This window comes from Jiella avicenniae (assembly GCF_021390325.1).
Taxonomy (GTDB): Bacteria; Pseudomonadota; Alphaproteobacteria; order Rhizobiales; family Rhizobiaceae; genus Jiella; species Jiella avicenniae.
Genome location: NZ_JAJUWU010000017.1, coordinates 118,227 through 134,713 on the forward strand (window position 1 = coordinate 118,227; position 16,487 = coordinate 134,713).

Sequence of the window (16,487 nt, forward strand, 5' to 3'; positions counted from 1 at the left end):
GGGAAAGGCGTTGGCGCTCCTGACGGGTGCCTTCGTCTTCTACACCGCGGCCTTCGGCGCGTTCGAAGGCCTCATCCAGCGGGCGATTTTCCTCGCTTTGGTCATCTGCCTCGGCTTTGCGATCTATCCGCTGGGCCAGGGGCGGTCGTGGCGGTGGCTTGGACTGGTGGTCGACCTCGCTCTGATGGCGATCAGCGTTGCGGCCTGCGTCTATGTCGTCGTCAATTACGATCGCATCATGACGGAGCTGCCCTGGGCGACGCCGCTCGACATGGTCCTGACGGCGGGGCTCGTCCTCGCTGTGCTGGAACTGGCGCGCCGGACCGTCGGGGTGATCTTTCCGCTCCTGGTGCTGGTGGGCCTCGCCTATGCCTATTTCGGCGCATCGCTGCCCGGAGCGCTGCGGCATCGCGGCTTCGACGCCTATTACATTACCGAAACGGTCTTCCTCGGCGATCTGGGCATCTGGGGCATGCTGACGGGCGTCGCCGCGACGGTGATCGCGGCCTTCGTCCTGTTCGGCGCGCTGCTTCTCCATACCGGCGGCGGTCAGGCCTTCATCGATCTCGCCATGCGGCTGGGTGGCAGGCAGGCGGGCGGTGCCGCCAAGATCGCGACCATCGCGTCGGGACTGTTCGGCATGATTTCCGGCTCGTCCGTCGCCAATGTCGCGACGACCGGCAATTTCACCATCCCGATGATGATCCGGCTCGGCTATCCGCGTCCGTTCGCCGCTGCGGTGGAAGCGGTCGCCTCGACCGGCGGCCAGATCGCGCCGCCCATCATGGGCGCGGCGGCTTTCGTCATGGCGGAAATCGTCGGCGTCCCCTACACGGCGATCATCAGCGCAGCGCTTTTGCCGGCGATCCTCTTCTACGTTTCCGTCTTCGTGACCGTTCATCTCGTTTCCGTCCAGCGGGGCCTCGCGCTCGTGCCTGCACAGGAGTTGCCGCCATGGCGCCAGATCCTGGCGGCGCGGCGGATCGGGCCGGTCGTTGCCGCGCTCACCGGCCTCGGCATCGGCTTCTGGATGGGGCGCTCGGTCTCGACATCCGCCTTCTACGGCATCGTCGGCCTGCTCGCCGCCTTCGTGCTGTCGCAAGCCGGGCGGCTGTCACTGCGGGAGATGGGGCAGCGCGTGCTCACGGGATTCGAGGATGCCGGGCGGGGCCTCGTCATCATCGGCGTCCTCCTGGCGGGCGCGCAGATCCTGGTCTCGATGGTCAATCTGACCGGCGCGGGGGTGGCGCTTTCCACCGCGATCGTCGCCTGGGGCGGCAGTTCCATGGCGCTGGTGGCGCTGCTCGTCGGCGTCGTCTGTCTGGTGATGGGGATGGGCCTGCCGACGACGGCGGCCTATGTCCTGGTCGCGGCGGTCTTGGCGCCGGCCCTGACCGAGGTCGGCGTGCCGCTCCTCACGGCGCATCTCTTCGTCTTCTATTTCGCGACCATTTCGGTGATCACCCCGCCGGTCTGCGTCGCCGTCTTCGTCGGGGCGGGGATCGCCAACACCGGATGGATGGCCGCTGCCGGCGAGGCGGTGCGGCTGGGTGCCATGACCTACGTCGTGCCCTTCCTCCTGCTCATCTATCCGGGCATGGTGCTGGAGGGCGGCAACCTCGCCGTCGTCGACGCTCTTCTCGCGGGTGTCGTCCTCGTCTTCGCCATTCCGACGCTGCTTTCGCGCGTGCCGCTGTCCGGCTGGCGGTGGTTGGACATCGTGCTTCTCAGTACCGCGATCGCCCTCGCCATCTGGCCGCATCCATCGACGCCCTTCATCGCTGCCGCGCTGCTCGCGTTCGGCTGGCTCATGGGTCGAAACCGCAGGCAGGTCGCGACATGAAAACGGTGCGCATCGGAGCGGGGGCGGGGTTTGGTGGCGACCGGATCGATCCGGCGGTGGCGCTCGCGCGGGATGGAGCGCTGGACTATCTCGTCTTCGAGTGCCTCGCCGAACGCACGATCGCCTTGGCGCAGCTTGCCCGGGTCGCCGATCCGTCAGAGGGCTACGACAAGCTCCTCGAACGGCGCATCCGCGCCGTTCTTCCCGACTGTCTGAGGAACGGCACGCGGATCGTCACCAATATGGGCGCGGCCAATCCATGGGCGGCGGCCCAAAAGGTGGCCGAGACGGCCGCGGATATGGGGCTCACGGGCGTCAAGGTCGCCGCCGTCCTCGGAGACGACGTGCTCGGCCACGTCGCTCCTTATCCCCTCGACGACACCGGGATGCCGGCGGAAGCTTTGGGCACCCGCCTCGTCTCGGCCAACGCCTATATCGGAAGCGCGGGTATCGTCGACGCGCTCCAGGCCGGAGCCCAGGTCGTGATCTGCGGCCGAGCGGCCGATCCCGCCCTGTTTCTGGGGCCGCTCGCCCATGAATTCGGCTGGGCGTCCGATGACTGGGAGCGGCTCGGGCGGGGCACGCTGGTCGGCCATCTTCTCGAATGCGCGGCCCAGATCACCGGCGGTTATTTCGCCGATCCCGGCCTCAAGGACGTGCCGGATCTCGCCAATGTCGGCTATCCCCTGGCGGAGGTGGGCGAAGACGGCAACGCCGTCATCACCAAATTGCCGGGTACCGGCGGTCAGGTCACCCTTGCCACCTGCACCGAGCAGCTTCTCTACGAAATCCACGATCCGGCCCGCTATCTGCAGCCCGACGTCGTCGCGGATTTCTCGAATGTCGATTTCACCGAGATCGGGCCGGACCGCGTGGCGGTCAGCGGCGGGGCAGGGCATCCCAGACCCGAAACGCTCAAGGTTTCCGTCGGAAGTCGCGATGGCTGGATCGGCCAGGGAGAGATTTCCTATGCCGGTCCCGGCGCCGTGGCGCGCGGCCGTCTGGCCGCCGACATTTTGAAGGAGCGGCTTCTGCCCTTCCAGAACGCCATCGCCGCCTATCGGTCGGACCTGATCGGCGTCGATTCCATTCTTCCGGGAGACAGCGATGCCCCGCCGCCGCGCGAGGTTCGGCTGCGGTGCGCGGCGCGATGCGACAGCCGCGAGGTGGCGGAAACCGTCGCGGACGAAGTGGAGACGCTTTACCTCTGCGGCCCCGCCGGCGGCGGCGGCGTGACCCGCAGTCTCAGGGAAGTCATCGGTATCCGCTCGACCTTCATGCCGCGATCGGAGGTCGAGGTGTCCGTGCGCATCGTGGAGTCGTGACATGAAACTGCATGAGATCGCCCATGGCCGCACCGGCGACAAAGGCACGACGTCCAATATCTCCGTCATCGCCTATCACGCGAAAGACTGGCCGCTGATCGAGGCCCATGTCACGGCCGAGCGCGTGGCCGCGATCTTCGACCGGCACGTCACCGTCACGCGCTACGTGCTGCCCAAACTCCATGCGTTGAATTTCGTGGTGGAGGGCGCACTGGAGGGCGGCGTAACCCGATCCGTGGCGCTGGACGCCCATGGCAAGTCCCTCGGCTTCGCGGTGCTGGAGATGGAACTCCCGGCCTGAGCGATTTCTCTTCGCCCATCTCTGCCGGCCTTCCGGAGCCCGGTTTCGATGGGGTTCGATCTCCCTTCCAAGCCTTGTGCGCGGTCCCGGTTGGCAACTTCCTCGGCGACCTTTTTCGGGGTTTGTCGAGGATCACCGCGGACGGATGAGGGACACGGCGCGAAGGATGGCGGCTTCGAAGCACTCGTCGGTCGGCGCGCCTGGCGATCCGCTCGAACTCCTGGAACTTGCAGAAGAAATTTCGATGAGATGAGGCCGCTTGCAGAGGGGGTCGTCGATCCGTAGCGGCGAGGTCCGCTTGGATGCTGGGCGATCGCCGCATGGGGCCGCGGCCGGCGAATTCCGGGTTTGGCGTAAGCCATTACCCCGGGCGGCTAATTATAATTGGAAGAATTCCAGGTTTGCAGCGCCATTCGTTTTCCTAGCTCTTCCCGAGAACTTGAAACGAGCGATCAGACAGAGTGGCGAACGAGCGCGCCTCGATCTCCCGAGTTCCGGGGCCAAACGCCCCGGATGTGATCGCCCCGGCTAGCGGAGGATGGGGCTCATGGGCCATCACCGAGACGAAAGCGACGAGACCGGCGGCTTGAAGCGCGCCAAGATCAGCCCGGAGGTCACGCGGCGCGGGTTTCTGGGCGGAACCGCGACGGCGGGGGCGACGGCCCTCGCGGGCATCGCCGGAAGCGCGCAGGAAGCGCTCGCCCAGGAGATGGATGCGGCGGGCGGCGAGACCGTCGATGTCAGCCTCGTCATCAACGGCGTGTCCTACGAGCGAAGCCTCGATGCGCGCACGACGATCCTCGACCTCTTGCGGGAGGAACTCGACCTGACCGGCACCAAGGTCGGCTGCAATCACGGCCAGTGCGGCGCCTGCACCGTGCTGATGAACGGCACGCGCATCAATTCCTGCCTGACGCTCGCCGCCATGGCTGACGGCGCCCGGATCACCACGATCGAGGGCCTCGCTGAGGGCAATGGCGATCTTCACCCGATGCAGGCCGCCTTCCTCGAACATGACGGCTTCCAGTGCGGCTACTGCACGCCGGGCCAGATCGTCTCGGCGATCGGCTGCGTGAAGGAAGGCCATGCCGACAGCGAGGCCGAGATCCGCGAATACATGTCCGGCAATCTCTGTCGCTGCGGCGCCTACAAGGGCATCACCGAGGCGATCATCGAGGCCCGCGATGCCACGCGCTCCAGCGACGTCGGAGGTGCATCATGAAGCCCTTTCGCTATCAGGCACCCGGCTCGGTCGACGCCGCCGTGGAGGCGGTCGATCCCATGGGCATCGCCGGCCAAGGCGGGGCGTTCCTGGCGGGCGGCACCACGCTCATCGATCTGATGAAGCTGCATGTGGTGACGCCACCGAGCGTCACGGACGTGAAGAATCTCGGCCTCGATACGATCGAGGAGAGCGGCGGCGAGGTGCGGATCGGCGCGCGCGTCACCATGGCGGAGGCTGCCGAGCATCCAATCTTCGTCGAACGAGCCCCGGCGCTGTCCGATGCCCTCTGGAAGGCGGCGAGCCCACAGCTTCGCAATGTCGCGACGCTCGGTGGCAATGTGCTCCAGCGCACCCGCTGCCCGTATTTTCGCGACAATGTCAGCCCTTGCAACAAGCGCGATCCTGGCTCCGGTTGCGCGGCGATTGGCGGCATCAACCGGCTGCTGGCCGTTCTCGGCACCTCCGAAAACTGCATCGCCACCTATGCCGGCGATTTCGCCAATGCGCTGATCCTGTTCGACGCGACGGTGGAAACCCAAAGGGCGGGCGAGGGACCACGTCAGATCCCCTTCGACGATCTCCACGTCCTGCCGGAAGATCATCCCGAGCGCGAGACCATGCTCGGCGACGACGAGCTGATCACCGGCTATCGCTTCGACCTGCCGGATTGGGCACGCCGCTCGGTCTATGTGAAGGCCCGCGACCGCGAGTCCTATGCCTTTGCGCTGGCTTCGGCCGCCGTGGCCCTCGATCTCGACGGCGACACGATCCGGGAGGCGCGCGTGGGACTCGGCGGTGTCGCGACCGTGCCCTGGCGAGCGCGCGAGGCGGAGGACTTCCTTCAAGGCAAGACGGTGAGCGAGGACACGGCGCTCGAAGCCGGGCGCATCGCCTTCGAAGGGGCCAAGGGCTACGAACACAACGCCTTCAAGATCCCGCTCGGGCGGCAGGTCGTCGCCAAGGCGATCCTCGACGCGGCGGGAATGGATATCTCCGGCGCGTCCGACAGCGGCGCCGGTGGGACATCCGCCACCAGTGAAGGAGCCAACTGATGGCCGACGAAACCATGACATTCGACCAGACGCCGACCCAGGACGTCGAAACGCAGAACAAGGTGGCAAGCGCCGAACGCGCCGCGGAGAACGCCAATGTCGGCGCCGCGATCAGTCGCGTGGACGGGCCGCTGAAAGTGACCGGCCAGGCGCGTTATGCGGCGGATTTCTCCGTGCCGAACCCGCTTTATGCCCATCTCGTCATTTCGACCGTCGGCAAGGGGCGGATCACCGGCATCGATGATGGTGCCGCGCGCCGGGTGAAGGGTCTGCGCGAAATCTACAGCCACGCCAACAAGCTCGACAACGGTTCGGCGCCCTTCTTCGCCGCCGGCGGTCAGGCGCAGCAGTCCTGGGAGCCTTTCGCCGAACCGGATGTGCGCTTTTACGGCGAGACGGTCGGTCTCGTCGTTGCCGAGACGATCCTCGGCGCGCGGGAAGCGGCGGCCGAACTCGTCTTCGAATACGAGTCGCAGGATCCTGCCGCCGTCTTCAGTGCATCGGGCGTCGAGCGCCAGGAGATGCCCGACAAGTCCACGACCAAGGGCGATTTCGACAGCGCCTTCGAGGCCGCGCCCGTGAAGATCGACTCCGACTACGAGACGGCCCCGAACGTCCACAATGCCATGGAGCTCTTCGCCACCACGGCTCACTGGGTCGGCGACAAGCTGACGGTCTACGTCCCGAGCCAGTGGGTGAAGGGTTTTCAGGTCGGGCTTGCCGAGGAGCTCGGCATCGACGAGGCCAATATCGAAGTCGTCTGCCCCTTCGTCGGCGGCGGCTTCGGCGGCAAGGGTTCGCTGTTCACCTGGGTTTCGCTGATCGCGGCCGCCTCGCGCGATCTCGGCCGTCCGGTGAAGCTCTACGTGACCCGCGAACAAGGCTTCACCACCGCCTCGTTCCGGGCCGAAACGCGGCAGAGCGTCCGCCTCGGCGCTGCGCAGGACGGCGTCTTCCAGGCACTCGAACATACCGGCGAGGAGCTGACCTCCAGGGCCGACAACTATTTCGTCAACGGCCAGGACGCGACGATCCGCATGTATCAGGCGGATGCAATCCGCACGAAGCTGACGACCGTCCATGCCGATCGCCAGACGCCGGGCTTCATGCGAGCCCCGGCCGAAACGCCCTATTTCTTCGGGCTGGAATCGGCCGTGGACGAGATCGCCCGTGAGCTCGACATGGACCCGGTCGAACTCAGGATCAAGAACGACACCATGGTCGACCCCGTCGACGGCGTGCCCTACACCTCGCGGTCGCTGAAGGAGTGTTTCCGCCAGGGAGCCGAAGCCTTCGGCTGGTCGGACTACACGCCCGAGATCGGCTCGAAGAACGAGGGGGAATGGCTGATCGGCTGGGGTGTCGCGACGTCCACCTATCCGACGCAGATGTCGCCCTGCACGGTGCGGATCCATCTCGACGTGTCCGGCGAGGCGCGGCTGCAGGTGGCAAGCCACGATGTCGGGACGGGCGCCTATACGGTGCTCACCCAGGCGGTCGCCGACGAGCTCGGCATCCCGGTCGAAAAGGTGCGGGTCGAACTCGGCGACAGTCGTCTGCCACCCGGCACGATCGCCGGGGGCTCGATCTCGACCGCCTCCAACGTCTCGGCGATCATGATCGCCTGCGAGCGCATCCGCCAGCGCCTCGGCCTCGAGCGCGGCGGCGACAACGATCTGGCGGCGGCGTTCGAGAATTTCGGCCAGGGCGGGATCGAGGAGTATGCGGAGTGGAACCCGCCCGGTGCCAAGAAGAACGCGCCGAAAACGCTCTACAACGGCAAGGTCACGATCGTCGGCGGGCCGGAGGAAAGCTATACGGCCTTCGCCTTCGGCGCGATCTTTTCCGAGGTGAGGATCAACCGGTTCACCCATGAAATCCGCGTGCCGCGCATGACCGGGGCCTTCGCCGCCGGGCGGATCATGAACGCCAAGACCGCCAAGAGCCAATATCTCGGCGGCATGGTCTGGGGCATCGGCCACGCGCTCCTCGAGGCGGCCGAGGTCGATCCGCGTACCGGCGCCTACATGAACGACAACATTTCGGAATACCTCGTGCCGGTGAATGCCGACGTCCCGAACATGGACGCGATCATCGTGCCGGAGGTCGACGACAAGGTGAACCCGGCGGGCGTGAAGGGCATCGGCGAAATCGGCATCGTCGGCGTCGCCGCTTCGATCGCCAATGCCGTCCATCATGCGACGGGCACGCGGCTTCGCCGCATTCCGATCCGGCCCGAAGACCTGATCCAGGCGTGAGGTCGCGCGGTCGATCGTGACACAAGAAGGCCTGCACCCGGAGAGGGCGCGGGCCTCTTTCGATGCGACTGGACGGGTAAACGGAACTTTCGGGACGAAGCCAGGACGAATCGGGCCGAGATATAAAGCCGAGGAACACGACGTGCAGACGAGCAAACGGAAACATCGAGCCGCATCCATGACGACCGCGACCACCGCGCCGCTGACCTTGGCGCTCGCCATCTGTCTCGGACTGGCGGGATCCGCGACGGCTCTCGAAACCGGCGATCTCGATGTCCTGCGCGAGGAAGCTCTCGCGCAGGTCAATGCCGATCGCGCCGAACAGGATCTGCCGCCGCTCACGCTTCAGGAGGCGCTCAACGAAGCGGCCCAGTCCCATGCCGAGGATATGATCGAAAACGACTACTATGCCCATGTCTCGCCCGAGGGTGTCGGGCCGCAGGATCGTTTCCTCGACCAGGGCGGCGGCCGGGCGAAGGTCGTGCGCGAAAACATCGCGCGCTGTTCGGGCTGCGCGCTCCCGCCGGACGAGGAGCGCGTCGAATCCTTCGAGACCGGCTGGATGAACAGCCCGCCCCATCGCGAGAACATCCTGAGCGAGGGGCTCCAAGGCTTCGGCTTCGGCATTGCGGGGGAGGAGGGGCGCATCGTTGCCGTTCAAACCTTCGCCGGCCCGGGCGTTCCGCCCGCCCTCGGGCCCGATCAGCAGCCGAGCCCGATCGCCGAGGCCGAACGTTCGAACACGATGGTCGAAATGCTGAACAGGGCCCGCGAAAGAGAAGGCCTGCCCGCCCTTGCCAACAGCGAAACCCTGGCCCAGGCGGCGCGAAACCTTCTTCCGGAAGAGGATGGCGGGCTTCTCGACCAGGACGGCGAGTCCGACCTCTACGCCGCTCTGCCGGAGGGCGCCCGACGGGATTGGCGCTCCCTGCGACTGATCTCCGCCGGGTGCGGGGGCTGCGGAGCCGAGATCACCGATGCCGATCTCCGCTATTTCCGCGAACAGTGGCTCGACAATCCGCAATTTACATCCGCCGTCACCAACGAGCGTTTCGATGCGGCGGGTGCGGCGTTCCTCGCCAGTGGCGAAGGCGCCAAGCGCGCGATCCTCGTGCTGGGCACGTCGCGATAGGCATTCGAAGGATTTGTCTCGCGGGACGTCTGTCACGAGAAAGGCCCGGACGCCATCGCGTCCGGGCCTTCCCGAACAAGATCGGAGTGCGCCTCTACGCGCGTCCGATTCCTACATGTCGACCGCCTGTCTGTTCTCGATCGTCGCCTGATCATACGGCAGGTCGTAATTGGCGAGACCCGGTGACCAGCCATAGTCGTAGCCGTAGAACGGATAGGTATAGTAGCCGTTTCCGATGCCGGTTCCCATGTCCGGACGGATGACCACGGCCGAGAGCTCGCCGTTCGAGATCATGACGTCATCGACATAGCCGTAATTCGTCCAGGAATTCTCGCCCTGATATCGGGCATAGTCGTCGATCAACTCGGTGACGCGCCAGACGCGGGGGCCGGTGTCGGTCTCGGAAAACCAGCCGCTTTCGAGGTCGGTGATCTGTGAGCTTGCGGTCTCGGCCCCGATGATCTCCCGATCGAAGATGGAATAGTCGTCGACATTGTCTTCCATGATGGGAACGCGAACCTGCCCGGCCGTCATGTCGAAATCGGCTTCGTCCCAGGGGACGCTGACATGGGTGTCACCGATATCCCAAATGCCGCCGACCTCGGCGATGATCGAGAGCGCCCGGCCATCGGTGCCAAACAGGATGTTCTCGACATCGCCGATGTCCTCACCGTCCTGGCCGATCACATCCATGTCGATGATCGCGTCGGCGCTCATGGAATTGTCGTTGGAAAGGTCGGGATGCCAGTCCGGCAATGAGACGATACCTTGGTTCTGGCCGGATGTGCTGTTCTGTGCCGACGCCGAATTCGCATCGTTGGTATTCTGCGCGAAAGCAGTCGAGGCCAGGAATGTGGCAATTACGGCCGCAATAGATGACTTCGATTTGATGAACATTGACGTTCCTCCACTATGTATGGACTTGGCTTGGGTTTCACATTTTCTTGCGATGTGCTTGAAGCGAAAGCTTTCCAAGCACTCAGCAAACCAATGCGGCCCTTGCGACGTCAGTTTCATTACAAGTCGTTGGGCGGCTTAAGAGAAGCCGCGCCGTGCGCAAAGGGAAACCTCCCGCGAGGCGCGATGGTCAGGCAGGTCCATCGGCATGCGGCATGGGGCGTATTCCCGATCGTCGATTCCGCATCATCGAAGCCGATTTTCATGGGACGGACCGGCAAAGCGCCGGTTCCGGCGACGACGGAGGTGGTTCCGGACTTCTCGCCGACGGAAGGCGGCCAGGTCCCGGCCGAACGGCCCGACGAAGCGCTATCGCAGCCGCCGAAGCCGTTCGGCCATGAGCGCGTCGAGCCGCTCCGTCGCGTGGCACATGGCCTCGACCTCCGCCTGCGGGCATCCGCGCAGGATGTAGATCTCGACATCGCCCCAAAGCTCGTCCACCTGGTCGCGGACGTCCCGCCCCTTGGGCGTCAGGCTGACCATGGTGTGGCGCCTGTCGATCGTTCCATGGGTGCGCTCGACCAATCCGCCCGACTGCAGCCGATCGAGCATCTTGGAAGCGGTCGAGGAACGGACCCCGATCGCATCGGCGATCTTGCAGACGAGCTGCGGCTCGCCGCTCGCATCGAGCTGCATGAGCATGTGGTCCTGACCGGGATGAAGGCCGATTTCGGCGAGCCTGATCGTGATCAGCGCGCGTCCGCTCTTCATGATGTTCACCAGCGAGGGCACGAAACGGTGCCCGTCCGGCCGGAGTGCGTTCGATGCGGGGATCTGGTGGCCGTTTAACGACATCGTTGCGTGTCCCTTGTTCTGGCGTATTCGCGGCCGTCGGTGTCAAGCGACAACGGGCCGGGTCTTTCGTCCGGCTCCGCGCCGGTGGGGCCAAGCTGGCCTGAGCCATGCTGCGACCACCGATCGAGCGAACCGACCTTCACGGTCGCTTCGTCATCGACATCGGGTATCGGTCCGGGCCCGAGCGTCCTGCGCGCTCGGCCCATGGGCGGGATCGCCCGCTTCGGCAGCACCGGGCGATCGAAAGCGCCGGGCGATCGAAGAACTCGGGCACGTCATTGCGCCTGAGCGAACCGTCTGGGCAATGTAACTATCACCAATTTCGCCGCCAAACAGGTGGACTGGAAGTAATTTCTCAAAATCTGAAAAAAAACCAAACTGCTTTAATTCTTCAGATCCGCCGAAATCGATTCGTATGTCAATCCCGTGTGCCAGAAATATTCATCCCGGATTGCCGAAAATTCTCGGCAAACTCGACGCAGGGATGCAAAGCATGAGTGAAGCGGCCGGCGTCACCACTGTCCCGGCAGGCGTTACTTGCGCAACAGCGCCGCGACGCTGAGGGCGAATGCAGCGGGATCGAACGGCTTCTCCCATCGCGGCATCTTGCGATAGTCGTCCGGCATGGCGGTCGGATCGTAGCCAGTGGTGAACACGAAAGGCACGCCGCGACGATTGAGCTCATCGGCGAGCGGATACACCGACTCGCCATTGAGACTGATGTCGAGCACGGCGAAATTCGGGGTCTCGTGCAATTTGAGCCGCTCGGTTGCCTCAGCCACCGTCGGGGCAGGGCCCATGATGCTCGCCCCCAGCCGACGAAAAGCCCGGCAGATGTCGTCCGCCAGATAATATTCGTCTTCGACCACCAGGACCGTTAGGCCCTGAAGTTCCTGCTCCATGGCGTCCATCATCGTCCGTCCCAACGACAATCACGGACCGCCGGCATGATCTCTGCCGGCGGCACTTCAAAGTCAGATTGCGATCGCCCGTCCGAATCGATCGCCTCGACAGACCGGCCTCACGCAGATGACGTCTCACGAACCCGTCTCGGGCGAATATATACTATGTAAAAGGTGTTGCGGCGAAAAGCCGCTATCAGGCGTGGCAAAGACCGAAAGGCATTGTCGCGATGAGCATGAGGTTCGTTCGAAAGCTCAGTCATTTCGCCGCCCTCTCGAACGACGACGTCCAGGCGATCAACCGCCTTGGCGAACTCCGGCTGCGCCTCTACGAGCCGCGGGAGACGATCATCGCAGAGGGCGAACGGCCGGAGGTGATCAATCTCCATCTCGACGGCTGGGCCTATCGGCACACGGTGCTCGCCAATGGCAAGCGTCAGATCACGTCGGTGCTCATTCCGGGCGACCTGTGCGATTTCAATATGTTCGTCCTCGACAAGATGGATCATAGCGTCACAGCTCTCACATCGGTGGCGATAGCGCGGATCACCCGCCCGGATTTCGAGGCGGTGATCGCCGAGCGCCCGCGCCTGACCCAGGCACTTTGGCGCGAAACCCTCGTCAACGCGGCGATCCAGCGGGAGCGGACGACCACGCTGGGCCAGCGCGACGCGGTCGAGCGCATCAGTCACACGTTATGCGAATTGTTCATCCGGCTCGATTGTGTCGGCCTGACGAATGGCAACAGTTGTCCGATGCCGCTGTCCCAGGCCGAGATCGGCGAGATCACCGGATTGACCACCGTCAGCGTCAACCGCGTCCTGCAAGACTTTCGTCGTTCGAACCTGATCACCCTGAAGCACAGGACTTTGACGATCGTCGACTTCGACGAACTCAAGCGCCGGGCGATGTTCAATCCGAATTACCTGCATCTCGGCGAAGCGGGCGGATTTTCGTCCATCGACTCTTGAAAGGGACGGGCCTTCATGCGGGTTCGAGGTGCCGGGCGTCTGTTTCATTGCCGCATGGGTGCGATTATGGCTCGCAACGTCGGATCGCGGCCCTTCATGGGCGAATTCGTTCATCGGCCTGCTGGCGCACTGTCAGTGCCGACCGGGAGGTCGGTCGATGGCCGACTGAACGGTTTCGATCCGCGGCATGCGTCCGGATGGGCCTTTGATGCGTTGCTCTGCCAGATCGGCTTCCTGCGAAAGGGCCGATCTCTGTCCGACAGTGGGTGGGACGCAGTCTCGAAAGCCTTTGATCCCCTCGTTGGCGGCGGATCGCATGAGGCTCGCAGCCAGACCGTTTCCGGTTCGGTCATTCGGAAAATGTGTGGCGAACGTCACGAGACCAGGGAGGTCGAACGTGGTCGACTTCGAAGACAATTCCGCCTCCGGCCCGCCGGTCGAGACAATGCGCGACCTCATCCAGGCAAGGGACTGGAGCCGGACGCCCCTCGGCCCGCAATCGTCATGGCCGGCGCCCCTGGCCGACGCGGTCGAACTGATTTTGGCGACCCCCCTGCCGATGGCCATCCTGTGGGGATCCGATCTGACCCAGATCTACAATGACGGTTACCGGGAGATCATGGCGGATCGCCATCCCGATGCTCTCGGCGAGCCGGTGCGAAACACGTGGCCGGCAAGCTGGCCGGCCCATGCACCGATCTACGAGAGCGTCCTGGCGGGGCAGAGCCGAAGGATCTCCAACCAGGAAGTTCTGATCGACAGAGACGGCCGCCTCGTCAAGGCATGGTTCGATCTGACATGCAGCCCCCTCGGGAAGGCGGGCCATGTCCAGGGTGTTTTCGTGGTGGCGACCGACCAGAGCGGGAGAAGACTCTCCGAGGCGAGGTGGCAGAAAGGCGAATGGCGCATCCGCAATACCTTGGCCGTCATCCGCTCGATCGCGCGTCGGACAGCCGAGACGAGCGAGTCCGTCGAGGACTATCACATGCACTTCGAGGGGCGCATCGATGCCTTGGCCCGGACCCAAGCGGCGCTGGCGCGCAATTCGGTGGATGGGGTGGCCCTTTTGAACATCGTCGCCGAAGAGTTGATTGCCGCGCGGGCCCGCGAAGGCGAGACTTTCGTCATGGCTGGACCCGAGATCCGTCTTCCGCCAGATGCCGTCGGACCTCTCGGTCTGGCGGTCCACGAACTGGCCACCAACGCTCTCAAATTCGGCGCGCTTACGGATCGTGGTGGAAAAATTGCGATCGAATGGTCAGTTGTGGGCGATGGGGAGCGCATGCTCGATTTTTGCTGGAAGGAAACCGGCGTGATCATCGACCGGCCCCCCTCGCGGACCGGTTTCGGCACCGAGCTTCTTTCGAGAAGCCTGGCCTACGAGCTTCGGGCGGACGTGACGATCGATTTCGAGCCGGACGGGCTGCGATGCCGCATCGTCTTCCCGCTCCGAGAGACGAGCGATGGGTGAAACGACGATCGCGGCGTTCCTGCGGCGCGGGAGGAAGGGAATGAAAGACGCCTCACAATCGACACGCGATCGCGACATGTCTTTTATGCGCGACGGGACGCTTTAGAGACCACATGGCCAACCCACTGTTCCGCAAGCTCTCGGACGCCAACACCCTGAACGACGCCGACCGCGACATCCTCGACAAAGTGATCGCGCGGCAACGGACCGTGGCGGCCCGGCGGGACGTCATCAGCGCCGGTGATCGCCCGAAGGACGTTCATCTCGTCATCGAGGGCTTCGCCTGTCGCTACAAGCTTCTGCCGGATGGGCAACGGCAGATCGTGGCGATTCTCGTTCCCGGCGATTTCTGCGATCTGCATGTGGCGATCCTCGGCGAGATGGATCACGGCATCGCCACGCTCTCCAATTGCACGATCGTCGAGATTCCGCCGGCCACGGTGGACGACCTGACGATGAACCATCCGCGCATCACGCGAAGTCTGTGGTGGGCAACCCTGGTGGACGAGGCCATCCTTCGCGAATGGGTGACGAATCTCGGACGGCGCCCGGCAGATCGGCACATCGCGCATCTGATGTGCGAACTCTATCTGCGCCTCAAGGCCGTCGGCCTCGTTATCGACCACACCTTCGAGCTTCCGCTGACGCAGCAGGAACTCGCCGATGCGATCGGCATCTCGATCGTGCATGCCAATCGCATGCTGTCCGACCTGCGTGATCGCGGTCTGGTGACGTTTCAGGGTCGGCGTGTCCGGATCGCCGACTTCGACGCCCTGATGGCGTTTGCGGATTTCGATCCGGCCTATCTGCACCTCGTGCCTCGGACCGAAAACGGTTTGCAACGCGACCTCGCCGATCGCGGGTCGCACTAGCGCGATCGACATAACCCTCACGAACTCGAGCGACGATCATCGTCGCTCGGCGACAATCCGTCGTGGCCGAATCCAATCGAGCAGGAAGGTGAGTGATGCCTCACCATTATTTCGACGTCACGGACGAGGACCGCTTCTTTCGCGACGAAACCGGACTTCCCTGCCCGGACGAGGCAGCCGTGCGAGACGCTGCCATCAGGGCACTTCCGACGATGGCCCGCGACGTGATGCCGGACGGGGACGCGCACCAAATCGCCGTCAGGGTGCGTGATGGAGACGGGCGCTACGTCTCTGAAGCCAGCCTGACGCTGACGGCCGGATCTCTCGATCCTGAAAGCGAGAGTTGAGGATCGAGGCGAAAGAAGTTGGAACGATGATCGGAATATTTGATCTATTTGAAAGAAAATGGCGTTTGGCAATCCCGGATAAACTTATGTGACTGTCAGCGACGGCGACGTCTGCAATCTTCGGGTCCTCACCATGAAGGGACCCTGCAGCAATGACTGTCCATCTGGAACAGGAAATCTGTGAAGCCATCGAGCACGCCAGTCATTCCGGCGTTCTCCTGTTTCACGAGGCCGCGGCACGGATTCATCGGCATATGGCATACCCGGCTGACGCAGCCTTGGCCGCCCTCGTCGAAAGACGGATCCTGAGTGAAGCCCGAATCCGGAAAATCCCGGTGCTTTTCACCACCGATCCTCATCCGATACTGCCGCCGCCTCTCGATGCCTCCGACCTCTTGAACGGCTACGCTGACGCCCATCCTTGATGGGAGACGGTGGTCGGCGGGCGAATGGCCGCTCGGATCGGATTGAAAACTCAGGGGGGCTCCACTCCGAGAAAGACCGCGGGGCCCCTCGAATTGGTCTCGCGGCAGCTTCTTGGACGTCCGGCCCGAGGATGCCCAAGTGAGGACGGGTCGCGATCTTTCGTTTTCGGGACGTTCCCTCATCACGCCGCACGAGGTCGCGCTGTTGCTCGACCTCGGCCGTCGTTTCAGTGCGATGCGTCGTCCATGAAAAGCTTGCTCAGGACCTCTTGCACGTTGACCGGCTTCTGACAGCACGGCACCTGGCGCAAAGGCTCGGGCAGTGCGTCTTCGTCGAGGCCGGTAAGCAGAACGAACGGCACGCCTCTTTCGAACAGCATTTCCGCTACCGCGGTCGACTGCCCGCCGCGCAGTGCCACATCGAGCGTGGCGCCGTCGATCGCCTGTTGGGATGAGATCAGTTCGAGGGCTGCCTCCGCCGTCGCGACGGGACCGAGGACGCTCGCGCCCATTTTCTCGAAAGCCAGCCGAAGCTCGTCGGCGATGAAATACTCATCCTCGACGACGAGAATCCGACGACCGCGTACGACTTGGGAAGCCATGTCAAACCT

General features: G+C 64.2%; 16 protein-coding genes. 12 read left to right on the forward strand and 4 right to left on the reverse strand.

Annotated features, from left to right (window positions below; genetic code table 11):
* Window positions 1–10 precede the first annotated feature (10 nt).
* The 7 genes from LZD57_RS16795 (at window position 11) to LZD57_RS16825 (ending at window position 9,136) form a co-directional block, all read left to right on the forward strand.
* Window positions 11–1,843, forward strand: a complete 1,833-nt coding sequence (locus LZD57_RS16795; protein ID WP_233720634.1) for a TRAP transporter permease — start codon at window positions 11–13, stop codon at window positions 1,841–1,843.
* A complete protein-coding gene (locus LZD57_RS16800) occupies window positions 1,840–3,168 on the forward strand; it encodes an acyclic terpene utilization AtuA family protein (RefSeq protein WP_233720635.1) in 1,329 nt (442 codons plus the stop codon). The genes LZD57_RS16795 and LZD57_RS16800 overlap by 4 nt, the downstream gene beginning before the upstream one ends.
* A 1-nt stretch (window position 3,169) precedes the next feature.
* Window positions 3,170–3,469 carry an AtuA-related protein gene (locus LZD57_RS16805; protein ID WP_233720636.1) on the forward strand — a complete coding sequence of 100 codons (300 nt, stop codon included), beginning with the start codon at window positions 3,170–3,172 and terminating at the stop codon, window positions 3,467–3,469.
* A 547-nt stretch (window positions 3,470–4,016) separates the two neighbouring features.
* Window positions 4,017–4,691 carry a (2Fe-2S)-binding protein gene (locus LZD57_RS16810; RefSeq protein WP_233720637.1) on the forward strand — a complete coding sequence of 225 codons (675 nt, stop codon included), beginning with the start codon at window positions 4,017–4,019 and terminating at the stop codon, window positions 4,689–4,691.
* A complete protein-coding gene (locus LZD57_RS16815) occupies window positions 4,688–5,746 on the forward strand; it encodes an FAD binding domain-containing protein (protein WP_233720638.1) in 1,059 nt (352 codons plus the stop codon). Before LZD57_RS16810 ends, LZD57_RS16815 begins: the two co-directional genes overlap by 4 nt.
* On the forward strand, window positions 5,746–8,004 hold the full coding sequence (locus tag LZD57_RS16820) for a xanthine dehydrogenase family protein molybdopterin-binding subunit (protein WP_233720639.1): 2,259 nt from the start codon (window positions 5,746–5,748) through the stop codon (window positions 8,002–8,004). The genes LZD57_RS16815 and LZD57_RS16820 overlap by 1 nt, the downstream gene beginning before the upstream one ends.
* 178 nt (window positions 8,005–8,182) lie before the next feature.
* Window positions 8,183–9,136 (forward strand): CAP domain-containing protein, encoded by a 954-nt coding sequence (locus LZD57_RS16825; RefSeq protein WP_233720640.1) that lies wholly within the window; start codon window positions 8,183–8,185, stop codon window positions 9,134–9,136.
* 111 nt (window positions 9,137–9,247) lie between these two features.
* Here the strand turns inward: LZD57_RS16825 and LZD57_RS16830 are convergent, their stop codons facing one another.
* From LZD57_RS16830 to LZD57_RS16840, 3 genes are all read right to left on the reverse strand, one after another.
* Window positions 9,248–10,153, reverse strand: coding sequence for a PRC-barrel domain-containing protein (locus LZD57_RS16830; RefSeq protein ID WP_233720641.1), 906 nt, complete (start codon window positions 10,151–10,153; stop codon window positions 9,248–9,250).
* Between the two features lie 249 nt (window positions 10,154–10,402).
* Entirely contained in the window at window positions 10,403–10,888 is a 486-nt protein-coding gene (locus tag LZD57_RS16835) for a MarR family winged helix-turn-helix transcriptional regulator (RefSeq protein ID WP_233720642.1), read from the reverse strand.
* Between the two features lie 533 nt (window positions 10,889–11,421).
* Window positions 11,422–11,802, reverse strand: a complete 381-nt coding sequence (locus LZD57_RS16840; protein ID WP_233720643.1) for a response regulator — start codon at window positions 11,800–11,802, stop codon at window positions 11,422–11,424.
* Window positions 11,803–12,020: 218 nt separating this feature from the next.
* Between LZD57_RS16840 and LZD57_RS16845 the strand changes: the two genes are divergently transcribed.
* From LZD57_RS16845 to LZD57_RS16865, 5 genes are all read left to right on the forward strand, one after another.
* Complete coding sequence (locus LZD57_RS16845; RefSeq protein WP_233720644.1) at window positions 12,021–12,761, forward strand: Crp/Fnr family transcriptional regulator; 741 nt, start codon at window positions 12,021–12,023, stop codon at window positions 12,759–12,761.
* A gap of 559 nt (window positions 12,762–13,320) precedes the next feature.
* A complete protein-coding gene (locus LZD57_RS16850; protein ID WP_233720645.1) occupies window positions 13,321–14,232 on the forward strand; it encodes a PAS domain-containing sensor histidine kinase in 912 nt (303 codons plus the stop codon).
* Between the two features lie 113 nt (window positions 14,233–14,345).
* On the forward strand, window positions 14,346–15,104 hold the full coding sequence (locus LZD57_RS16855) for a Crp/Fnr family transcriptional regulator (RefSeq protein WP_233720646.1): 759 nt from the start codon (window positions 14,346–14,348) through the stop codon (window positions 15,102–15,104).
* 95 nt (window positions 15,105–15,199) lie between these two features.
* Window positions 15,200–15,451: a DUF6894 family protein gene (locus LZD57_RS16860; protein ID WP_233720647.1), complete on the forward strand. Its 252-nt coding sequence runs from the start codon at window positions 15,200–15,202 to the stop codon at window positions 15,449–15,451.
* A 152-nt stretch (window positions 15,452–15,603) separates the two neighbouring features.
* Window positions 15,604–15,876, forward strand: a complete 273-nt coding sequence (locus LZD57_RS16865; protein ID WP_233720648.1) for a hypothetical protein — start codon at window positions 15,604–15,606, stop codon at window positions 15,874–15,876.
* Between the two features lie 227 nt (window positions 15,877–16,103).
* Here LZD57_RS16865 and LZD57_RS16870 read toward each other — a convergent pair whose 3' ends face one another.
* Window positions 16,104–16,478, reverse strand: coding sequence for a response regulator (locus LZD57_RS16870; RefSeq protein WP_233720649.1), 375 nt, complete (start codon window positions 16,476–16,478; stop codon window positions 16,104–16,106).
* Between the last annotated feature and the right edge of the window lie 9 nt (window positions 16,479–16,487).

Coding starts and splice junctions, on each gene's coding strand:
- LZD57_RS16800 (WP_233720635.1), top strand. CDS start 1,840: ATGAAAACGGTGCGCATCGGAGCGGGGGCGGGGTTTGGTGGCGACCGG.
- LZD57_RS16805 (WP_233720636.1), top strand. CDS start 3,170: ATGAAACTGCATGAGATCGCCCATGGCCGCACCGGCGACAAAGGCACG.
- LZD57_RS16810 (WP_233720637.1), top strand. CDS start 4,017: ATGGGCCATCACCGAGACGAAAGCGACGAGACCGGCGGCTTGAAGCGC.
- LZD57_RS16815 (WP_233720638.1), top strand. CDS start 4,688: ATGAAGCCCTTTCGCTATCAGGCACCCGGCTCGGTCGACGCCGCCGTG.
- LZD57_RS16820 (WP_233720639.1), top strand. CDS start 5,746: ATGGCCGACGAAACCATGACATTCGACCAGACGCCGACCCAGGACGTC.
- LZD57_RS16825 (WP_233720640.1), top strand. CDS start 8,183: ATGACGACCGCGACCACCGCGCCGCTGACCTTGGCGCTCGCCATCTGT.
- LZD57_RS16830 (WP_233720641.1), bottom strand. CDS start 10,153: ATGAAACTGACGTCGCAAGGGCCGCATTGGTTTGCTGAGTGCTTGGAA.
- LZD57_RS16835 (WP_233720642.1), bottom strand. CDS start 10,888: ATGTCGTTAAACGGCCACCAGATCCCCGCATCGAACGCACTCCGGCCG.
- LZD57_RS16840 (WP_233720643.1), bottom strand. CDS start 11,802: ATGATGGACGCCATGGAGCAGGAACTTCAGGGCCTAACGGTCCTGGTG.
- LZD57_RS16845 (WP_233720644.1), top strand. CDS start 12,021: ATGAGCATGAGGTTCGTTCGAAAGCTCAGTCATTTCGCCGCCCTCTCG.
- LZD57_RS16850 (WP_233720645.1), top strand. CDS start 13,321: ATGGCCATCCTGTGGGGATCCGATCTGACCCAGATCTACAATGACGGT.
- LZD57_RS16855 (WP_233720646.1), top strand. CDS start 14,346: ATGGCCAACCCACTGTTCCGCAAGCTCTCGGACGCCAACACCCTGAAC.
- LZD57_RS16860 (WP_233720647.1), top strand. CDS start 15,200: ATGCCTCACCATTATTTCGACGTCACGGACGAGGACCGCTTCTTTCGC.
- LZD57_RS16865 (WP_233720648.1), top strand. CDS start 15,604: ATGACTGTCCATCTGGAACAGGAAATCTGTGAAGCCATCGAGCACGCC.
- LZD57_RS16870 (WP_233720649.1), bottom strand. CDS start 16,478: ATGGCTTCCCAAGTCGTACGCGGTCGTCGGATTCTCGTCGTCGAGGAT.